Annotated in this window: 16 protein-coding genes; 9 read left to right on the top strand and 7 right to left on the bottom strand. The window is 40.3% G+C overall.

Going from position 1 to position 18,320, the window contains the following annotated elements:
• Positions 1–7: 7 nt before the first annotated feature.
• The 3 genes from ALFOR1_RS04525 to ALFOR1_RS04515 form a co-directional block, all read right to left on the bottom strand.
• On the bottom strand, positions 8–1,081 hold the full coding sequence (locus ALFOR1_RS04525; RefSeq protein ID WP_104642192.1) for a homocysteine S-methyltransferase family protein: 1,074 nt from the start codon (positions 1,079–1,081) through the stop codon (positions 8–10).
• Positions 1,071–2,018 carry a homoserine O-succinyltransferase gene (locus ALFOR1_RS04520; protein WP_058547288.1) on the bottom strand — a complete coding sequence of 316 codons (948 nt, stop codon included), beginning with the start codon at positions 2,016–2,018 and terminating at the stop codon, positions 1,071–1,073. Before ALFOR1_RS04520 ends, ALFOR1_RS04525 begins: the two co-directional genes overlap by 11 nt.
• Positions 2,019–2,233: 215 nt before the next feature.
• Positions 2,234–2,887 carry a porin family protein gene (locus tag ALFOR1_RS04515; RefSeq protein ID WP_104642191.1) on the bottom strand — a complete coding sequence of 218 codons (654 nt, stop codon included), beginning with the start codon at positions 2,885–2,887 and terminating at the stop codon, positions 2,234–2,236.
• Between the two features lie 331 nt (positions 2,888–3,218).
• Here ALFOR1_RS04515 and ettA point away from each other — a divergent pair, with 331 nt between their 5' ends.
• The 3 genes from ettA to ALFOR1_RS04500 all read left to right on the top strand — a co-directional run bounded on the left by ettA (position 3,219) and on the right by ALFOR1_RS04500 (position 6,339).
• Entirely contained in the window at positions 3,219–4,892 is a 1,674-nt protein-coding gene (gene ettA / locus ALFOR1_RS04510) for an energy-dependent translational throttle protein EttA (RefSeq protein ID WP_104642190.1), read from the top strand.
• 119 nt (positions 4,893–5,011) lie between these two features.
• Positions 5,012–5,377, top strand: coding sequence for a PilZ domain-containing protein (locus ALFOR1_RS04505; RefSeq protein WP_104642189.1), 366 nt, complete (start codon positions 5,012–5,014; stop codon positions 5,375–5,377).
• 53 nt (positions 5,378–5,430) lie between these two features.
• Positions 5,431–6,339, top strand: a complete 909-nt coding sequence (locus ALFOR1_RS04500) for a histone deacetylase family protein (protein WP_058547284.1) — start codon at positions 5,431–5,433, stop codon at positions 6,337–6,339.
• Here the strand turns inward: ALFOR1_RS04500 and ALFOR1_RS04495 are convergent, their stop codons facing one another.
• Complete coding sequence (locus tag ALFOR1_RS04495) at positions 6,340–7,338, bottom strand: AraC family transcriptional regulator (RefSeq protein ID WP_104642188.1); 999 nt, start codon at positions 7,336–7,338, stop codon at positions 6,340–6,342. It abuts the gene before it with no gap.
• A complete protein-coding gene (locus ALFOR1_RS04490; protein WP_104642187.1) occupies positions 7,322–8,230 on the bottom strand; it encodes a GGDEF domain-containing protein in 909 nt (302 codons plus the stop codon). The genes ALFOR1_RS04495 and ALFOR1_RS04490 overlap by 17 nt, the downstream gene beginning before the upstream one ends.
• 287 nt (positions 8,231–8,517) lie before the next feature.
• Here ALFOR1_RS04490 and ALFOR1_RS04485 point away from each other — a divergent pair, with 287 nt between their 5' ends.
• From ALFOR1_RS04485 to ALFOR1_RS04470, 4 genes are all read left to right on the top strand, one after another.
• Positions 8,518–10,824 (top strand): TonB-dependent receptor plug domain-containing protein, encoded by a 2,307-nt coding sequence (locus ALFOR1_RS04485; protein WP_104642186.1) that lies wholly within the window; start codon positions 8,518–8,520, stop codon positions 10,822–10,824.
• 63 nt (positions 10,825–10,887) lie between these two features.
• Positions 10,888–11,862 (top strand): metallophosphoesterase, encoded by a 975-nt coding sequence (locus ALFOR1_RS04480; RefSeq protein WP_058547280.1) that lies wholly within the window; start codon positions 10,888–10,890, stop codon positions 11,860–11,862.
• A gap of 11 nt (positions 11,863–11,873) precedes the next feature.
• The gene (locus tag ALFOR1_RS04475; protein WP_104642185.1) at positions 11,874–13,841 is read left to right on the top strand and encodes a phytase; all 1,968 of its coding nucleotides are present in this window, start codon (positions 11,874–11,876) and stop codon (positions 13,839–13,841) included.
• 132 nt (positions 13,842–13,973) lie between these two features.
• On the top strand, positions 13,974–14,639 hold the full coding sequence (locus ALFOR1_RS04470; RefSeq protein WP_058547278.1) for a hypothetical protein: 666 nt from the start codon (positions 13,974–13,976) through the stop codon (positions 14,637–14,639).
• A 1-nt stretch (position 14,640) separates the two neighbouring features.
• Here ALFOR1_RS04470 and pdxR read toward each other — a convergent pair whose 3' ends face one another.
• Complete coding sequence (pdxR, locus tag ALFOR1_RS04465; protein WP_104642184.1) at positions 14,641–16,101, bottom strand: MocR-like pyridoxine biosynthesis transcription factor PdxR; 1,461 nt, start codon at positions 16,099–16,101, stop codon at positions 14,641–14,643.
• A gap of 105 nt (positions 16,102–16,206) precedes the next feature.
• Between pdxR and ALFOR1_RS04460 the strand changes: the two genes are divergently transcribed.
• Together ALFOR1_RS04460 and ALFOR1_RS04455 are read left to right on the top strand one after the other, a co-directional pair.
• The gene (locus ALFOR1_RS04460) at positions 16,207–16,782 is read left to right on the top strand and encodes a GNAT family N-acetyltransferase (RefSeq protein ID WP_104642183.1); all 576 of its coding nucleotides are present in this window, start codon (positions 16,207–16,209) and stop codon (positions 16,780–16,782) included.
• A complete protein-coding gene (locus ALFOR1_RS04455) occupies positions 16,782–17,369 on the top strand; it encodes an FMN-binding negative transcriptional regulator (protein WP_104642182.1) in 588 nt (195 codons plus the stop codon). The genes ALFOR1_RS04460 and ALFOR1_RS04455 overlap by 1 nt, the downstream gene beginning before the upstream one ends.
• Before the next feature lie 59 nt (positions 17,370–17,428).
• On the opposite strand, the gene cyoE is transcribed toward ALFOR1_RS04455, so the two are convergent.
• On the bottom strand, positions 17,429–18,313 hold the full coding sequence (gene cyoE / locus ALFOR1_RS04450; protein WP_104642181.1) for a heme o synthase: 885 nt from the start codon (positions 18,311–18,313) through the stop codon (positions 17,429–17,431).
• Positions 18,314–18,320 lie beyond the last annotated feature (7 nt).

Genomic DNA, 18,320 nt, shown 5'->3' with positions numbered 1-18,320 from the left:
TTGGCTCCTAGTTTAAGTTACAGGCTTCAAGACCTGATAAACGCATGCGTACTTCAAGTTCTGGTAATGCGCGAGGCTTTACCCCTTCAAGTCCTTTGGCAAATGCACGAATATGTGCAGGCGTTGTACCACAGCAACCACCAACAATATTTATAAAGCCCGATTTTCCCCAATCTATAATTTCGACTGCCATATCGCCCGCTTCTAGGTCGTACTCACCAAATTCGTTAGGTAAACCGGCATTAGGGTGTACTGAGGTAAATGTTTCGCAAACACGCGAAAGCTCTTCTACGTATTGGCGAAGTAAATCAGGCCCTAGGGCGCAGTTAAGGCCAATCGAAATAGGTTTTATATGGCGAATAGAGTTATAAAATGCTTCGGTTGTTTGCCCGGAAAGAGTACGCCCTGAGGCATCGGTAATTGTGCCCGAGATCATTACAGGTAATGTGCGCCCTGCTTGCTCAAATGCTTCTTCTACTGCGAATGAGGCTGCTTTTGCATTGAGGGTGTCAAATATGGTTTCGATAAGTATTAAATCAGCGCCGCCTTCCATTAATGCAAGAGTAGACTCAACATAAGCAGTAACCAACTTATCAAACGTTACGTTACGGTAACCCGGATCGTTTACATCTGGCGAGATAGAACAGGTTTTAGATGTTGGCCCTAAAACACCCGCTACATAGCGTGGTTTTTCTGGATTTTTAGCGGTGAACTCGTCACATATAGCGCGCGCAAGTTTAGCTGACTCTAAGTTTACCTCACGGCTTATACTTGCCATGTCGTAATCTTCCATCGAAATGGTGGTTGAGTTAAAAGTATTGGTTTCAATAATATCTGCACCGGCGACTAAAAAGCTGCGGTGTATATCGGCAATTAACTCGGGTTTGGTAAGACTTAATAAATCGTTATTGCCTTTTATTAGCACGTGCCAGTCTTTAAAGCGCTCACCTCGGTAGTCTTCTTCTTCAAGCTTGTGAGTTTGGATCATGGTGCCCATTGCACCATCTAAAATTAAAATACGCTGTTTTAGCGCAGCGCTTAATTCGCTTTGCTTATTTTTGTTTGGCACGTTATTCGGCATAGTTGTTAGTCCTCACATCTTGGCTAACTAAATTAATATCATAAGGTGTAGTTTGGTACACGTAGTAATTTAACCAGTTCGAAAAAAGCAAAAAGGCATGGCTTTGCCACGTTTTTGACGGCTTTTTACTTGCATCGTTATCTGGAAAATAGTTTTCGGGTTTTGGTGCATCTGGGCTTTTTTGTAAATCGCGTTCGTACTCAGCTTTTAATGTGTCGGCATCGTATTCTGGGTGGCCGGTTATAAACACTTGGCTGCCCGACTTATTTTTCATTAAGTAAGCGCCTACTTTTTCGGAGCCTGCCAATACCACTATATCTTCGCAGGCATTAATTTTATTTATATCAATGTGGCCATAACGTGAGTGCGGCACTAAAAAGGTGTCGTCGAAGCCACGAGTTAATGCACCGTGATCAAAATAACACTGGTGGGTAAACACGCCACATAGTTTATCTTCTTTCAAATCACGCTTTAAGTTGTAACGATGATACAGCGCTGCATGCGCCGCCCAGCACGAAAACAACGTAGAGGTAACGTGCTGCTCTGCCCAATCAATAATAACTTTTAGCTCGTCCCAGTAGGCTACATCGTCGTATTCTAGGTGTGCTAGTGGTGCGCCAGTTACTAATAAGGCATCGTAGTTATTGTCTTTTACTTCTGAAAAATAACGGTAAAAAGTATCTAGGTGCTCTTCTGAGTTGCTACTGCTACGGTGCGTATCTAAGCGCAATAGCTCTACATTTACTTGCAGGGGCGAATTTGCAAGCAAACGAATAAACTGTACTTCGGTTTCTACTTTATTAGGCATTAAATTTAAAATAGCCAAACGCATTGGACGTATTTCTTGCGTTTTTGCACGACTTTTTGGCATTACAAACACGTTTTCTTCGCGTAAACGGGCAATAGCCGGTAGTTCGTCTTTAACTGTAATTGGCATCCTTTAAGCTCCTGCTCATAAAAACCGAGAATTAATACGCTCTCATTATGAACAGAACGCCAAAAATATCAACCTCTAGATGTATAGATGTCTAAATGAAATTTATTCATGATTTTCTAAGAATTACTAAAATGAGGAGGGAAAGTATTTATATTGAAGCACTTTGTTTAAGTGTATTAAGGTAGCGCTACTAAAAAATTGTAGCGCTATTGAAATTAAAAACGATAATTTACAGATAAATTAAGAGCGTAAATATCGCCTTCATCTGTATCAAAATATTGGTATTCAGCGCTTATTTGCCAGCGTTGAGATAACCTATAGTCAATACCAGTGCCGTACGTTACACCGCCCTCATCATAGTTTTGCTCAGTGATTAATGAAGTATTTACATCTGAATCTGTATCAATTATTGATTCTGCAAGATTTCTTAAGTCGCCTTCATTGTAACTTAATTTATTTCTGCCATAGCCACCAAATAAAAATACATCAGCGCGAGATGAAATTGGGTAATTAGCTTTTACAAATATACTTGTTTGCAAATCAAGACTTGAATCAATTTGGCTCTGAATGGGTTCTGAGGTAAGCGAACCGTCCTGCGGGTTTTGAGTATAAACAATTCCGTTTAAAGGGGTTGATTCATCATTTAATCCAAATCCTACACGCCCTTCTAATGCAAAGTATCGCGAAAACTGATATCCAAATCGGCCGTAGAGCGTTGTAAACTGTATGCTATCACTCTCGTATACATCAATTTGCGTAGACCCTATCCCTACTCCTTGGTAATAGCCATTTACGTGGAGTATGTCTGCTTGGCTCGAAAATGAGTATAAACCCAAAAGTAATGCCCCTAACTTTGTAACTGTTTTCATGTTCATTCCTTTAAACCTTTGTAATATTTAATTATGCGATGTTTTACAACGACTATGAGTGTTCTGCCTGTATAATTTGCTTATACTTTACAGCTTGTAAATATACTGTACCACTTTTGTTAAAAATGAAATGTATTTGAACAATATAAAACAATAGATTACAGAATTTTACACAATAGAAATCCTGTAATAGTAATGTTTTAAATGGGTAATAAAATAAAGTGTCGTTTAGATTAGCGTATTGTTCTATACGGCATTCGTTGACTGTTTAACCCCTCAACAACTACAATACAACATTGAAATTTTTATTATTATTTGAAGGCTTTCCTCCATGGTTTTACCTGATAAGTTTATTTTCTCGATGAGTCGAGTATCTAAAGTTGTGCCACCTAAGCGCACAATTTTAAAAGATATTTCGTTGCACTTTTTCCCGGGTGCTAAAATTGGTGTGCTTGGTTTAAATGGCTCTGGTAAATCGTCATTACTACGTATTATGGCGGGTGTTGATGAAGAGTTTGAAGGTGAAGCCCGCCCTCAACCAGGTACTAAAATTGGTTACTTACCGCAAGAACCAGTGCTGGACGAAAGCAAAACAGTTCGCGAAATTGTTGAAGAAGCCGTTGGCGAAGTTAAGCACGCCCTTAACCGCCTTGACGAAGTGTACAACGAGTACGCAATGGAAGACGCTGACTTTGACGCACTTGCTAAAGAACAAGGTGAGCTTGAAGCAATCATTCAAGCGCACGATGGCCACAACATCGATAACGTTTTAGAGCGCGCTGCTGATGCACTTCGCCTACCAGAATGGGATGCTAAAATTGAGCACCTTTCAGGTGGTGAGCGTCGCCGTGTTGCTATTTGTCGTTTATTACTTGAAAAGCCAGATATGCTTATTCTCGATGAGCCTACTAACCACTTAGATGCTGAGTCGGTTGCATGGCTTGAGCGCTTCTTACATGATTACGAAGGCACTGTTGTGGCAGTAACGCATGACCGTTACTTCCTTGATAATGTAGCTGGCTGGATATTAGAGCTTGACCGTGGTGAAGGTATTCCGTGGGAAGGTAACTACTCTTCTTGGCTTGAACAAAAAGATGCACGTTTACAACAAGAGCAAAAATCTGAAAAAGCACGCCAAAAATCAATTGCTCAAGAACTTGAGTGGGTACGCTCAAATCCTAAAGGTCGCCAAGCTAAGTCTAAAGCACGCATGGCGCAGTTTAGCGAGCTACAACAATCAGATTACCAAAAACGCAACGAAACTAACGAGTTGTTTATTCCACCTGGTCCGCGTTTAGGCGACCAAGTGCTTGAAGTTAGCAATATTCGTAAAAGCTTTGGCGATCGCGTACTCATTGACGATTTAAGCTTTAGCATGCCAAAAGGCGCTATTGTGGGTATTATTGGTGCCAATGGTGCGGGTAAATCTACACTATTTAAAATGCTAAGCGGTGAAGAGCAGCCAGACAGCGGTAATATTAGCATTGGTGAAACTGTAGAATTAGCAACGGTTGATCAGTTCCGTGGCAACATGGACGAAAGCAAAACAGTATTTGAAGAAATATCTGATGGTCAAGATGTGCTAAAAATTGGTAACTTTGAGTTCCCAAGCCGTGCATACGTTAGCCGTTTTAACTTTAAAGGTAACGACCAGCAAAAGTTTGTAAAAGACTTATCGGGTGGTGAGCGTAACCGTTTACACCTTGCTAAACTTTTAAAAGCTGGTGGTAACGTGGTGCTACTGGATGAGCCAACCAATGACCTAGACGTTGAAACACTACGCGCGCTTGAGAACGCTATTTTAGAGTTCCCAGGCTGTGTAATGTGTATATCACATGACCGTTGGTTCCTTGACCGTATTGCAACGCATATTTTAGATTACCGCGACGAAGGCCAAATTAATTTCTTCGATGGTAACTACACTGAATACGAAGAGTGGCTTAAAAAGACCCTAGGCGCAGAAGCTGCACAACCTAAGCGTATTAAGTACAAAAAAATTGGTTAATCGATAACGATATTACAAGCCCTGCATTTATGCGGGGCTTTTTTATGTCATTTTTTATCTGTTTGGCTTATTTCCCGCTATGCTTGATTTATATAATAACTATAAGGATAAATTAAGCTATGCAAAATCGTCGTCAGTTTTCTCGTGTGTTGTTTTCAACCACTGCACTACTTGAGTTTGATAACCATAAATACCCGTGTAAGTTGCTTGATGTTTCGCTTCATGGTGCACTAATTACAAAGTGCGATGCCTTTAACGGCACTAAAAATAGTGAAGCAACGCTACGTTTTACCCTTGAACAAAGCGATATAGAAATAAAAATGGACGTAGTAATGTGCCATATAGAAGAGGATCATATTGGCTTAAAGTGTCATTATATTGATATAGATAGCATCACTTATTTAAAGCGCTTAGTAGAGCTAAATTTAGCTGATGACGAGCTACTACATCGTGAACTTGCATTACTTATTCATGAGCCACAATAGACTCAAATACATAAGTTGATTACCATAGCGCAAACTTTTTAAACTGTGTAGTTATGCGCTTAAATCCACATTTACCTTTGGTATATCATTCTAATTACTCATTTAACTTTGATCCTAAACATCGTTTTGTTATGAGTAAATTTGCGCAATTATACAAACACGTAGCAGAGCTAGGCTTAATTGGCCCTAACCTAATAGCGCCTACACTTGGCACCCCAGAGCCACTAGAACTTGTACACTGCGAAAACTACATTCAGGATTTATGGCATAATCGCCTAGACGAAAAAGCCATGCGCCGCATTGGCTTACCTTGGTCGCAACCGCTAATGAACCGTACATTCACTGCTCCCCAAGGTACATTACGCACTGCTCGCTTAGCATTAGAGCATGGTTTGGCGTGCCATTTAGCTGGGGGCACTCACCATGCGCATAGCGATTTTGGCTCAGGTTTTTGTATGGTTAACGACTTAGCCTTTACCGCACAAACGTTAATACAAAGCGGTGAAGTGACCAACGTGCTCATTTTTGATTTAGACGTACACCAAGGCGATGGCACAGCTGCAATGCTTGCGCATCAGCCCTATGCGTATACCTGCTCTATACACTGCGAAAAAAACTTCCCGTTTAGAAAATCCCCTAGTGATTTAGACATTGGCCTTGCTAATAATATGCAAGACACTGAATACTTAGGCATTGTGGACGACACCCTACAGTTTTTATTAAAAGAGCTAAACCCCGATTTAGTGCTTTACGATGCAGGTGTAGATATTTGGCAAGACGACGGCTTAGGTAAACTAGATATAACGTGGGAGGGTATTAAAAAGCGTGACCATTTAGTATTTAAGCGCTGCCTTGAACACAACATCCCCGTAGCCAGTGTTATTGGCGGTGGTTACGACAGGAACCACGAACGTTTAGCACAGCGCCACGGTATTGTTATTGAACAAGCAGCCCGTTTTTAGTTATATTTTTAACTGACTCGGTGTAATGCCGGTCCAGCGCTTAAAAGCGCGGCGAAAATTAGGAATATCATAAAATGCTAAACGCTCTGCGACTTGTTCATTGCCTTGCTGGCGTACACCAAGTAAATGCAGTGCTTTAAGTTTATTTTGCTCATCTTGTAATTGCGAATAACTCACACCATGTTGTTTTAATTTACGTTTGAACGTAGCTGGGCTCATTGCAAAATACTCTGCGCTATTAGCAAGGCTATTATTTTTATCCCGATAAATACGTTGGCAAACAGCTTCAACAAAAGACTGCGATACATTCTTATGTAACTCACTTTGTGCAATAGATTGCTGCCACCGCAATGCACTCGACTCTGAATTTGCACACTTAAGCAGTTGTTTATCAAAGTGCCAACGAGTATAGGGTTGCTCAAACCGTACCCGTAAACCTAAATGCTGTTCATACTCTTGAATATGCCGTGGGCGTTTACAGGTAAAGTCAAAATAACAGTGCGGATAGTGACTACTGACCCTTTTTAGTAAACTAATAAACGCTGCACTGTATATTTCAAAACAATAACTCTTTAACGATTCATCCATACCGATACTTGGCTGCAAGTACAGATAAAAATCTTCTTGAAATATATGCCCACGAGTAAAAAATAAAGGGGCTAACGTGGCGCGAATTTGTTGCAATTGTTTTAACGCAGCACCAAGCGTCGGGCTTAAGCGAACACTTTGCATTGTAGGGCTAACATCATTAACCAATTGATGACCAAGTAAAAAACCACTGTCGTTACTTTTCATTAAGGTTTTAAACTGACAAATTAATGCTAATAGCAGCGACAAACTAAAGCACTGTGATAAATCATATAAGTCTTGCTCAAAAATACCCGTACCACGCAGTAACTTATGCAAGGGGATCCCTCGCCCTTGAGCAAGCTCCACCAGCGCAGTGATAATCCCCTCGGCGCTTAGATATTTATCATCTAAGCTAATATACTGCTGCACCTACAAGCGCCTTTTGTTGTTGTAGTTGTTGATGTAATTGGCTGGTTTGCTGCACTGGATCTTGCTCTAAATCCATAGCCATTGTGGCGGTTAGAATATGCTGAAATTGTGCACCTTTGCTTTTTGCGACTTTAAACGCACAATGATTAAGCGCCGCTTTCATTTGCGCTAATAATTCTTTTGCTTGGCTTCGGCTGGTACTCGGCATAAGCACAATAAAGCAGTCACCTGCATAGCGGCATAACACATCATTCAAACGGCAGTTCATTACTAATAAGTCACTAATTTCTCTTAGTAACCTATCGCCTTCACTAAAGCCAAACTGCTCGTTAAACTTTGCAAAGTCTCGAATGTCAATAATGCCTAAGATGGCTGCTTGTTGTTCACTTTGGCGTTGCTGTATTAGCGAGTGGAAGTAATTAATCCGGTATAACCCTGTTATAGGGCAGACTTTTTCATGCTCTCTTAAATGTGCTTCACGACGACGCAATTGACGATTTAAAACAAACTGTTCTTGATGCCAATAATAAAGCCCAGCGCTTGTAAGCGACATACCAAACGGCGCTGGCAGTGATTCAAACCAGGAGAGCCATAATTGTGAAGGTTGTTTTAACCATTCATCGAGTAAATCGAGCGTGGCTGAGAACATAAACAAACCTAAACCTAGCACTAGTAAGGTGGTCACTTTGCCTGGCGGGCGTGAGATAAGTAAAGCGGTTATCCAGCTTAGGGTCATCAGTACAATACCGCCTTCACCAACAATATCGAGCCACGCAATTTCTTGCCATTGCTTAAGTTCGCCAAAGTAAGCGCATATTGTAACGGCAATGACCAAGAACAAAATAATCGTATTGGTTAATTTTACATGGCTGGTAAATAGGTTATATCGCATGATATTGAATCTTCTTAAACTTGGTTTGACCCATATGCTAGCGCGGGATCATTTTATACGTCAGGGTCATTTTGGCTCATTGATATGACATTCAGATTAAAGTTTATAAAAAAATTATCTCGCAACAGCCATTATCAGTGACTTGTAGCGCTGTTTTAAAAGCTCAAATGAAGAGTCTTAAGCCAATAAATTAAGAATTTATCGCGGATTAACTTTAAAACTGTCACATTAGCGTCATTAACTTTTTTTAGTTTGCTCACCAAACCAAGGACAATCGGAGCAAATCAATGAAACAATTTAAATTAAATGCTGTTGTAGCGGCATTAGCACTGAGCCAATTTAGCGTTAGCGTGAATGCACAAGAACAAACATCACCAAGAGAGCCTGAAGTAAAAGTCTCTGAAGAGCTTGTTGTATATGGTGAGATTGGTTATCGCAATCGCTCACAAGAACTAGCCCCAACGCTTGAATACTCTCAAGAATACTTTCAACGCTTTGAACCACTCACCGCAGGTGATGCACTGAAGCGTGTCCCTAGTGTTACATTTTTATCAGACGTACTTGAATCTGACGGCGCACGTATGCGCGGTTTGAGCCCTGCTTACACAAAAGTACTGATCAATGGCGAAGAAGTTCCAGGCGCTGGCGCTGATCGCTCATTTTTTGTTGACCGTATTCCAGCAGAATTAATCGAGCGTGTAGAAATAATTCGTTCATCAAGTGCCAACCGCTCCGCCGATGCAATTGCGGGCACCCTTAACATTGTACTTCGCGATGGCTACAGCTTAGACGGCGGTTACATTCGTGCAGGAGGCTTACGCTATGATGATGGTGAACTAAAAGAAAGCTTTGCGGGCGTTTACGGTACTGAGTTTGCAGGTGGACGTTTACTATTAGGCGCTAATTTTCAAGGTCGTTATAACCCAAAACAAAAATCAAGCATACGTTATGGTGATAGCCCTGAAAATAATCCTAATTACGCAACTGATGATTTTGATAACCGAGAAGATCAATCTGATACCCGTGATGGCGATGACACATCATTAAATGCCAGCTTTGAAAAGGTATTTGATAACGGTGGTAAGTTTGATATTAGCGCCATGTGGGTTGATACAGACCGTACCGAAGACGAACGTTCTTTTGAATACGACGACCCTACTGCAACCTCAGGCTCTATTGTTGAAGGCGGTAATTTACTCTCGGATAACGCAAACGTTTCGATCATTGATCAAACCAACTACAACATAAATTCTGGCTATGAATTATCACTACTCGGCGGTAGCAGCAAATTTAAAGTAGGCTATGCCAGCTTTAAAGAATCAGTTTACGAGCAAGAAGTTGAGCTCGATACATCTGAGCTCCCAATGGTTTTTGAGGAAGCAGAAGAAACTGTTGATATTGACGATAAAGAATGGTCATTACAATGGCAACATAGCTTACTGCTAGGTGACTCAAAAGAAGTTCAGTTTGGTGCTTTTGTTCAAGGAAAAGAGCGCGACACAGCAATTTTAGAAGCTGAAGATGAAAGTGAGCAAACACTTACTGGCTGGGATCAATTTAACCAGACACCTATGTCACTCGCTGTATTCAATAACGAATTTGAAGCTGTTGACGGTGGCGTAAATACCCTCGAAGAAGACCGCCTTGATTTATTTGCACTCATTAAACATGAAGCTGATGTGTTCTCATGGGAGATGGGCATACGTTGGGAGTCAACAGATTCTAGTATTACCGATACCAATGAAGGCATTAGTGCACAGAACGACTATGACTTTTTCTTACCATCAGCTCACTTTCGTTACAGTGTAAGTGATAATGGTCGGGTGAGTGCCTCTGTTGCACGTAGCTTACGTCGCCCTGACTTTGACTACATTACACCTGCTCTGCTTGAAGAAGAGCTTGCCGATAATGACTTTTTAGGTAACCCAAACCTCAAACCAGAATCATCTTGGGGTATCGATTTAGGCTACGAATACCGTTTAGGGAAAAGTGGTGTTGTCGGGGTAAACGTATTTTATCGTGATGTTAGCGACCTAATCGAAATTGCCAGCACAGGCGTTGAAGGCTCAGAAGGTGAAGGCACATTTGTACTGCAGCCTCAAAATACCGGCGATGGCACAGTTCAAGGTATTGAATTTGATTTATCAACCCCGCTTAGCGCCTTGAACATGCCTAATACAGGTATCTTCTTGAATTACTCTTGGCTCGACAGTGAAGTTGAAGACAGTTTTGGGAAACGTAAATTTAACGACCAATCTGATTATGTTTATAACATTGGCTTTATCCAAGATTTACCAATACTGCGTGCATCATTTGGTGCAACTTACCGTAACCAAGGTGATGCATACGGACGCTTTGTAGGTGAAGAAGTTACAACCTCTTATGGTGCTGATTTAGAGCTTTTCGTTGAAAAGCGCTGGGATGACGTAACCCTTCGCCTAGTTGGTTCAAACTTACTTGATGCCAGTAAAGATGAGGTATTTAACAAGTTTGATTCACTTGATGACCAAAAAAATCGTGACTTTGATGAGTACGAACTGGAATCTGAAGAAGCCGGTCCTGTTATTCAAGTCATGTTGCGTTACGCATTTTAATAGCAGGCATAATCATATTAGGCACGTAATCGCTTGCTATTACGTGCCTTTTGGAGTTAGAACATGTTTAAATTGTCTTTCATAATGGCCGCCCTACTAAGCTCATCAGCACTCAGTGCTGACGAGTCTGTTATTTATAAAGATGAGCTTTATCAACAGCAAAAAATAGCTAAGTTAAATACGCTACCTGATAGCCTTAACTTTATGGTAATTGGTGATTGGGGACACAACGGCCACTTTTATCAAAAAGAAGTGGCTCACCAATTAGAAATAGCCATGTACCAAACTGATGCGGACTTTATCGTCTCAACTGGCGATAACTTTTACCCAAATGGTGTGGCAAGCGTGAACGATCCGCTTTGGCAATCAGCCTTTGAGAACATATATCATGGCCCGCATACTTTTGAAGACTGGTATGTTGTGTTAGGTAATCACGATTACTTGGGTAATGCCCAAGCACAAATTGACTACACAGAAAAAAGCCAGCGTTGGCAGTTACCTGCAAGGTACTACAGTAAAACATTTGCGCTTGAAAACAACGAGCAAGTGTTAATGGTTTTTTTAGATACCAATCCGATCCAGCCTGAATATAAAGACCGTGATAAATACCGTTCAACCCAGGGGCAAGGCTATAAAGCCCAGCTTACTTGGCTTGAAACCCAACTTGCAGGCAGTAAAGCAAAATGGAAAATTGTGGTAGGCCATCACCCGCTTTATTCAAGTGGTAAACGCTTTGGCCGTAACCAAGGGCTTCGCGACATTTTAGAACCTATTTTGGAGCGTCATAACGTGCACGCTTATATCGCTGGACACGAGCACGACTTGCAATACAACCAACCAAAAAATAGCAAAGTGGCTCACTTTGTCTCTGGTGGAGGCAGTGAAGCACGGTTTGTAAAACAACGTGAATTTACCCGCTACGCAGAAGCAACACCTGGTTTTTTAAGTGTATCTATCAGTGGCGAAACACTCAGTGTAAGTGCGATTAATCACCTTGGTGAAGTACGTTTTAGCACTGAAAAGCACATAGATAAGTAAAGGATAAAATAATGAACTTTAAACTAAATACAATTTCAGCGGTGCTTGGCAGTGCACTCCTAATAACTGCAATAAGCGGTTGTACAAGTAATGACGATACGCAAAATAATACAGCCATTGCAAAGCCATATATTAAAAAAACAGATATTAAGACTAAATTATTCGGCCCACAACAAAGCATGCAAGGCTCACAAGCTGCTGCACTTGGCAATAATCAATGGTTAATGACGAGCGAAAGCCAAGGTTTATTAATTGCCGATAACGAGCAAAGCAGTGTGCTGTTACCCGGTCACTTTGAGTCAATTTCACTAAAACAATTATCAGCGCAGCAATTTTTACTCTCAAGCATTGATAAAAGCCAAGACAACGTCGTCATCTTTGAACTTGAAAAAAATGGTCAAACTTGGCAGCTAAATGAACTATCGCGTATAACCCCGCCTCAAGCTCAGCCTGATGCCGTGTGTTTATATAAAAGCACTGATAACGAGACTATCTCAGCGTTTGTGCCAGATGTTAGAGGTTTGATCAGCGAAACCATCATTTATGATTTAGCCACTAAGCAAGCTAAAAATATTGCAGTGCGTGAGTTCTCTGCAGTCACTGAGGCTTCAGGCTGTGCTGTTAATGATGAAACTAAAACTTTGTATGTGGGTGAAGCTGAGCTAGGTGTTTGGTCCATTAATGCTGATGCCGAATCAGGTGCTAATAAACAACCTGTGGCTTTAGTACAACCATACGGTGAATTAAACAGTGAAATTGGCGCATTATCAGTATCACAAGATGGTACTTTATGGCTTACCGCCACTGATGGCAATATGATCTATGCTTACCATGAAAATACTGAAAAACTAAGTCAGTGGTCACTTTTTGGCGATCATACAATTGAATCTGTTGCAGCGAGTTTGATCAATGACAATGAAGCGCAGCTGGTTTTAATTGATGATGAAACAGGTGCCTATATTCAAGCAAACGTTAACTACACTGCGCAGCCTGCGCCTTCAAAAAATAAAGTTGCCATGACGCATATTCACGCCAATGCACAAACAACACCGGTTGCAGCATTTGGTGATGCAGCAGATGACCCTGCAATTTGGATAAACGAACAAGACGCTAAAAGCAGCTTAATTTTAGGCACAGATAAACGCCGCGGCTTGATGGTTTATGATCTTGATGGCAACAAAATACAATCACTTAATGTTGGGCGTTTAAATAATGTTGATGTACGCCAGCATCAAAGTATAAACAACGAAACCCATACTTGGATCACAGCCAGCAACCGCACGCTTAACAGTATTAGCGTGTTTACTGTCGATAGCGAGAACAAAGTAAACCATATAACAGAAGTAGCGACTAACCTGACTGAGATTTACGGTATGTGTATGTATTCGTCCGAATCAGGTCAATACGTGTTTGTTAATGATAAATCAGGTTTATTCCAGCAATATAAACTCACCGGTGAGCAAGATAACCTAAGCGGTGAACTGGTTAGAGAGTTTACCCTACCAAGCCAGCCTGAAGGCTGTAGCGCTGATGATAAACTAGGACAATTATTTGCCGGCGAAGAAGATCAAGGCATTTGGTATATCGGTGCTGAACCCAGTGCTGGTAACAAAGCGCTCATGCTACAAGGTGTAAATGAGCAACTTGTTGCTGATGTTGAAGGCATGGAAATTTATCATGCTGATGATGCTCGTTATTTAGTGGTATCAAGCCAAGGCGATAATAGCTACGTGCTTTACAAAATCTCAGATGATACACAACCTAGTCTAAGCTTTGCAGGTAAGTTTAATGTGATTGCTAATCTAGATAAAGGCATTGATGGCGCAGGTGAAACAGACGGCTTAACCGTTACAGCAAAACCTTTACCAGGCTACCCTGAAGGTATACTTATAGTACAAGACGGCTATAACCGTATGCCGCTACAACCCCAAAACTTTAAAATTGTTGACTGGCGTGAAGTTAAAAAAGCGATTAAGTAATAACCTACTACATGTAAACACAATAAGGCTCTTACGAGCCTTTTTGCTATATGTATTTAAATAAACCTATTAAATTTAGAGTTATTAAAGCTATATACTACAATATAAGCTTATAAATTAATTGAGGTTATTATGCGTTTATTACTTACTTTGTTGATCATTACTATAAGCGGATACGCTTTTGCTGAGGAAGAGCAAGCAGAATTGCCCCCCCTCAACCCTAAATACAATGCTGAGCACGCTATGGCTTTAGTTAACAAAGGTTCGGGAATTTATGCACTAAATTTACCAAGCTATAAACTGCCACATGATGTGCAAGTGGTTTATAGAATCAAAAATCCAAACGTTGCTTTTTTAGAGTTTGTACGCAACGCTGAGCTTATAACCTTAAAGCCTCAACCTTTTAATATTCAACGTTTAATGCGCGGTGAAGAAATAACAATTACCGCAGATGTTTTTGAAGGCGATTACAGAAAAGATGGATCTTTAATTTATTCAAATATTGCAATAGAAATGAGTAAACAGCTTTATGCACGACAATTAAAAGACTTAACAGAGCCAACTCAATGGCAAGAATACGACATGATTGATTTAGGCAGCACTGAACGTATTTATATTCATAAAATTGAGCAAGCCCCTAGTTATAATCACTTAATTTTTGTTGATTTAGTTAATGCGTGCATGCAAAAATTTAGATCGTTTAAGCTTATTCCTACACAAAATGAGCTTACTTATAAATTTATAAACTGCGGTACATTAAAGCCATTATTTTATGATGCTGAGAGCTTTAAAAAGTAACCTAATAAACGTTTTTGGCTATTAATGAGAGCCCTGTTTGCATTGTCTCTATTGATTGCCCTGCAAAACCTAACCGTGAATAACTAAAACGTTTAGGTTTTAAACTTCGTACTGAACCTGAAAAATAAAATTCATGCTCTACTTGTAGATAAATACTTTTATTTTGCAATATTGGTTTTAGGCCTGCTGTATTTATATTTAAATTAACCCACATAGCCATACCACCATCAGGCTTTACATATTCTATTGGTAAGCCCTTTGATTGCATAAGGTTTAACTCGTTGTCCATTGCCTCAAATCTTTGCTTGTAGAGCTTGGTCATTCGTTTTAAGTGCGCCTCAAAACTCCCTTCCTTCATAAAGTGCGCTACAGCTAATTGCATAACCACATCGTTTTTATGATTCATTAACTGTTTCCAGGCACTTAGCTGTGCAATAACCTCTTCCGGTGCACATATGTAGCCTATGCGGGCTGCCGAAAACATAATTTTAGAGAAAGTAGAAAGGTAAATTACAATACCGGCTGGGTCATCTGCTGCCATAGGCTGAAGTGGCTGGCACTTATAGTGAAACTCGTGATCGTAATCATCTTCAATGATCATCACGCCATACTTATAACACAGCTGATAAATTTGCATACGCCGTGTAGGCGATAAAGTTACGGTTGTCGGGTATTGATGCAGTGGAGTTAAGTATAGCATTTTAATTGAGTAGCGACTAAGTTGCGCCTTTAAATCGTCAACACAAAGACCATACTCATCTTGTTTTATATCTACTAATTGTGCACCGCATGCCACAAAAGCTTTACGAGCAGGCGGATAACCTAACGTCTCAACAGCGACAAAATCACCTTTATTTATAAAAACCTTTGAAATTAAAAATAATGCTTCCTGAGAGCCATTACATATTAGTAAATCAGTTACTTTAAGGTTGCGTGCTTTGTGTAAATAGCTGCTTATTTGCTGCTTTAACTCACTGACTCCGCTTATATCACCATAGTGAAACTTACTGGTATCTACATTATTAAATACATAACTCAAAGAGCGTTTGAATTGTTTATATGGGAAGCAATTAAGATCAGGAAGTCCACCTGCAAAGTTATATTTGAAATCATTTAGGTTCATAGCAGGCGCAGGCACTGCTAACTCCTTGGCAAATTTATAGGGTTTAGGCGTTACAACAGGTACTTGCTTAGTATTAGCACTACTTTGAATTGGTAGGGTTTGCGTTACCTTATATCCTGAGCGCTCATGAGACTCAACCCAGCCTTCAGCTACTAATAGCTGTAAAGCATTCATTATTGTATGACGGTTTAACTGGTAGGTTTGCGCCATTTCTCTGGCTGAGCTGAGCTTAGTGCCTACCGCTATATCGCCTTTAATAATTGCGCTACGAAGTGCTTGCGCTAGCTGCAAATACTTTGCTTTGCGTTGCTCATTAAACTCAATATTAAGCGGCTGCATATATTTCCCTCAATCTGGTATAGATAAAAGTTGTATTCTGGTTGTTTTTACCAACCCAAATAAGCGTACATTTGTTGCTCACAAATAGCAAAAATGGAGCCAATAATGTTTACTCTGCAAACACATTACACAAACAAGGTCATTTTAGAGCCATTAAACCATAAGCACCTAAATGGTTTATATAAAGCGGGTCAGCACCCTAATATATGGCAGTGGATATTAAGCAATTACACTAAAAGCCCTGCAATACTAAACGAATGGTTTTTAACTCAGGCGCAATTTAATAAAAACGAACAAGTTGTTTTTGCCATTATTGATAAAAACACAAAGCAAATAGTGGGCACAACACGGTTATTTAAGCTAGATACACATAATTTAAGCGCTGAAATTGGTCATACATTTATTAGTAATGACTGGCAGCGTACTTACATAAATTCACATGCTAAATACTTATTACTTAATTACGCATTTGAAAAGCTACGTTTAGTGCGTATTTCATTTAACACTCACGAAAATAATAAAAGATCACGTAATGCAATAACGCGTTTAGGCGCTCGTTTTGAAGGTGTGGCCCATAAAGATAGATTACTAAGTGATGGCAATTTTAGAAGCACAGCAAAATTTAGCATAGTCGATGATCAGTGGCCGGATATAAAATTACAACTAGAGGGGAGGCTTTAATGTACCCACCGATGCATTTTCAAGAGCATAATATTGAACGTTTGCAGGCTTTAGTTGAGCAATTTCCTCTAGCGAGTATTTTAACGCCATGCTTGCAAAGTGACTTAAATAATATATGCCAAGTACCTGTATTATATGAGCCCTCACGTAATGTATTTATTGCACACGTAGCAAAAAATAATCCGTTAACGCAATGTGATAAACGCTCTGTAAAATTACACTTTACTGGTGACAGCTGTTATCTATCTCCGTCGTATAGTAAGAATAAAACACTCCCGAGCTGGCTTTACTCATCTGTACAAGTTACTGCAAAGGTAGTGATTATTAAAAGCGGCATCGAGAAAGAAAAAATAATGAGTCAATTAACAACCCATTTTGAGCAAACCTTTAAGCCAATGTGGAATATTAATGGCGTGCCCATACACAGTCGCCAAGTAATGTATCAACAATTAAGCTTTATAGAGTTTACTCCCACTCATTGGAGTGGAAACTTTAAGCTAAGCCAAAATAAATCACCTGATGTAAGAGCGCTTATAAAACAAAGCCTAGAACTAGCCAATAAGCGCTCTATTGCACAGTTATTTTAGGCATAAAAAAAGGCTCTTTCGAGCCTTTGGATTAACTTTGGAAAGCTAAATTAATTAAACTATATAAGTGCAAATAGTTGTGGTGCTGCACTGTGGTAGTCAACTGCCATGGCAATACTTAAAGCTGTAATATTAACAATTGAAAAGGCAAACACTTGGCGAGCCCAGCCTGTTAAATCAATATTACGACGATAACCACGAAGCGCCATTAACAGCCACCAAAAGCTGGTAATACACGCCACAGCCATAAAGGCGGCACCCGTGTAGCCACTTATTGGTAATAGCATGACGACTAAAGCGTACACAGCAATATAAAGGACAATATGGCGCTTGGCTTTATCTATGCCTTGTGCAACGGGTAGTACAGGAATACCTGCTGCTTGGTAATCTTTAAAGCGAAAAATAGCAATGGCATATGAGTGCGGCATTTGCCACAAGCTAAACATAACCAGCAGTATTAATGCGCCCATATCGAACTGCCCTGTTACGGCGCAGTAACCTACTACTGGCGGTACAGCGCCAGAAAGGCTTCCGACAAATGTGCCATAAACAGAGTTGCGTTTCATGTAGAGGCTATATACCCCTACATAAATTACATAGCCAAACGCTGCAAAAAATACCGCGGCTTGAGTGGTGTAAGCAATGAGTAAACCAAAGCCAACAACACCCAATAAAACACCGTGACTCAGTGCAGCAAAGGCCGACATTTCGCCCGTTACTGTAACCCGCGTACGAGTACGTGCCATGGCTACATCTATATCTCTATCAATAACATTGTTGATAGCACAGCCCGATGCAACCACAAGCGACAAGCCAATTAAAGTAGCAATCATTAACCAAGGATCTACATCTCCTCGTGAGGCAAGTAAAAATCCACCTGCAACGCTAATAAGATTACCCATAATAATGCCTGGCTTAGTCACTGATAAATAACGACGAAACATTTTAAAC

The sequence above is a fragment of the Pseudoalteromonas carrageenovora IAM 12662 genome (genome assembly GCF_900239935.1).
Taxonomy (GTDB): domain Bacteria; phylum Pseudomonadota; class Gammaproteobacteria; order Enterobacterales; family Alteromonadaceae; genus Pseudoalteromonas; species Pseudoalteromonas carrageenovora.
This window is presented reverse-complemented; position numbering and strand designations above follow the sequence as displayed.

What these genes read in the sequence shown, in the direction of transcription:
- ALFOR1_RS04485 (WP_104642186.1), top strand. Translation starts at nt 8,518, where the DNA reads ATGAAACAATTTAAATTAAATGCTGTTGTAGCGGCATTAGCACTGAGC.
- cyoE (WP_104642181.1), bottom strand. Translation starts at nt 18,313, where the DNA reads ATGTTTCGTCGTTATTTATCAGTGACTAAGCCAGGCATTATTATGGGT.
- ALFOR1_RS04525 (WP_104642192.1), bottom strand. Translation starts at nt 1,081, where the DNA reads ATGCCGAATAACGTGCCAAACAAAAATAAGCAAAGCGAATTAAGCGCT.
- ALFOR1_RS04505 (WP_104642189.1), top strand. Translation starts at nt 5,012, where the DNA reads ATGCAAAATCGTCGTCAGTTTTCTCGTGTGTTGTTTTCAACCACTGCA.
- ALFOR1_RS04455 (WP_104642182.1), top strand. Translation starts at nt 16,782, where the DNA reads ATGTACCCACCGATGCATTTTCAAGAGCATAATATTGAACGTTTGCAG.
- ALFOR1_RS04500 (WP_058547284.1), top strand. Translation starts at nt 5,431, where the DNA reads ATGCGCTTAAATCCACATTTACCTTTGGTATATCATTCTAATTACTCA.
- ALFOR1_RS04475 (WP_104642185.1), top strand. Translation starts at nt 11,874, where the DNA reads ATGAACTTTAAACTAAATACAATTTCAGCGGTGCTTGGCAGTGCACTC.
- ALFOR1_RS04520 (WP_058547288.1), bottom strand. Translation starts at nt 2,018, where the DNA reads ATGCCAATTACAGTTAAAGACGAACTACCGGCTATTGCCCGTTTACGC.
- ALFOR1_RS04480 (WP_058547280.1), top strand. Translation starts at nt 10,888, where the DNA reads ATGTTTAAATTGTCTTTCATAATGGCCGCCCTACTAAGCTCATCAGCA.
- ALFOR1_RS04470 (WP_058547278.1), top strand. Translation starts at nt 13,974, where the DNA reads ATGCGTTTATTACTTACTTTGTTGATCATTACTATAAGCGGATACGCT.
- ALFOR1_RS04460 (WP_104642183.1), top strand. Translation starts at nt 16,207, where the DNA reads ATGTTTACTCTGCAAACACATTACACAAACAAGGTCATTTTAGAGCCA.
- ALFOR1_RS04490 (WP_104642187.1), bottom strand. Translation starts at nt 8,230, where the DNA reads ATGCGATATAACCTATTTACCAGCCATGTAAAATTAACCAATACGATT.
- ALFOR1_RS04515 (WP_104642191.1), bottom strand. Translation starts at nt 2,887, where the DNA reads ATGAAAACAGTTACAAAGTTAGGGGCATTACTTTTGGGTTTATACTCA.
- ettA (WP_104642190.1), top strand. Translation starts at nt 3,219, where the DNA reads ATGGTTTTACCTGATAAGTTTATTTTCTCGATGAGTCGAGTATCTAAA.
- pdxR (WP_104642184.1), bottom strand. Translation starts at nt 16,101, where the DNA reads ATGCAGCCGCTTAATATTGAGTTTAATGAGCAACGCAAAGCAAAGTAT.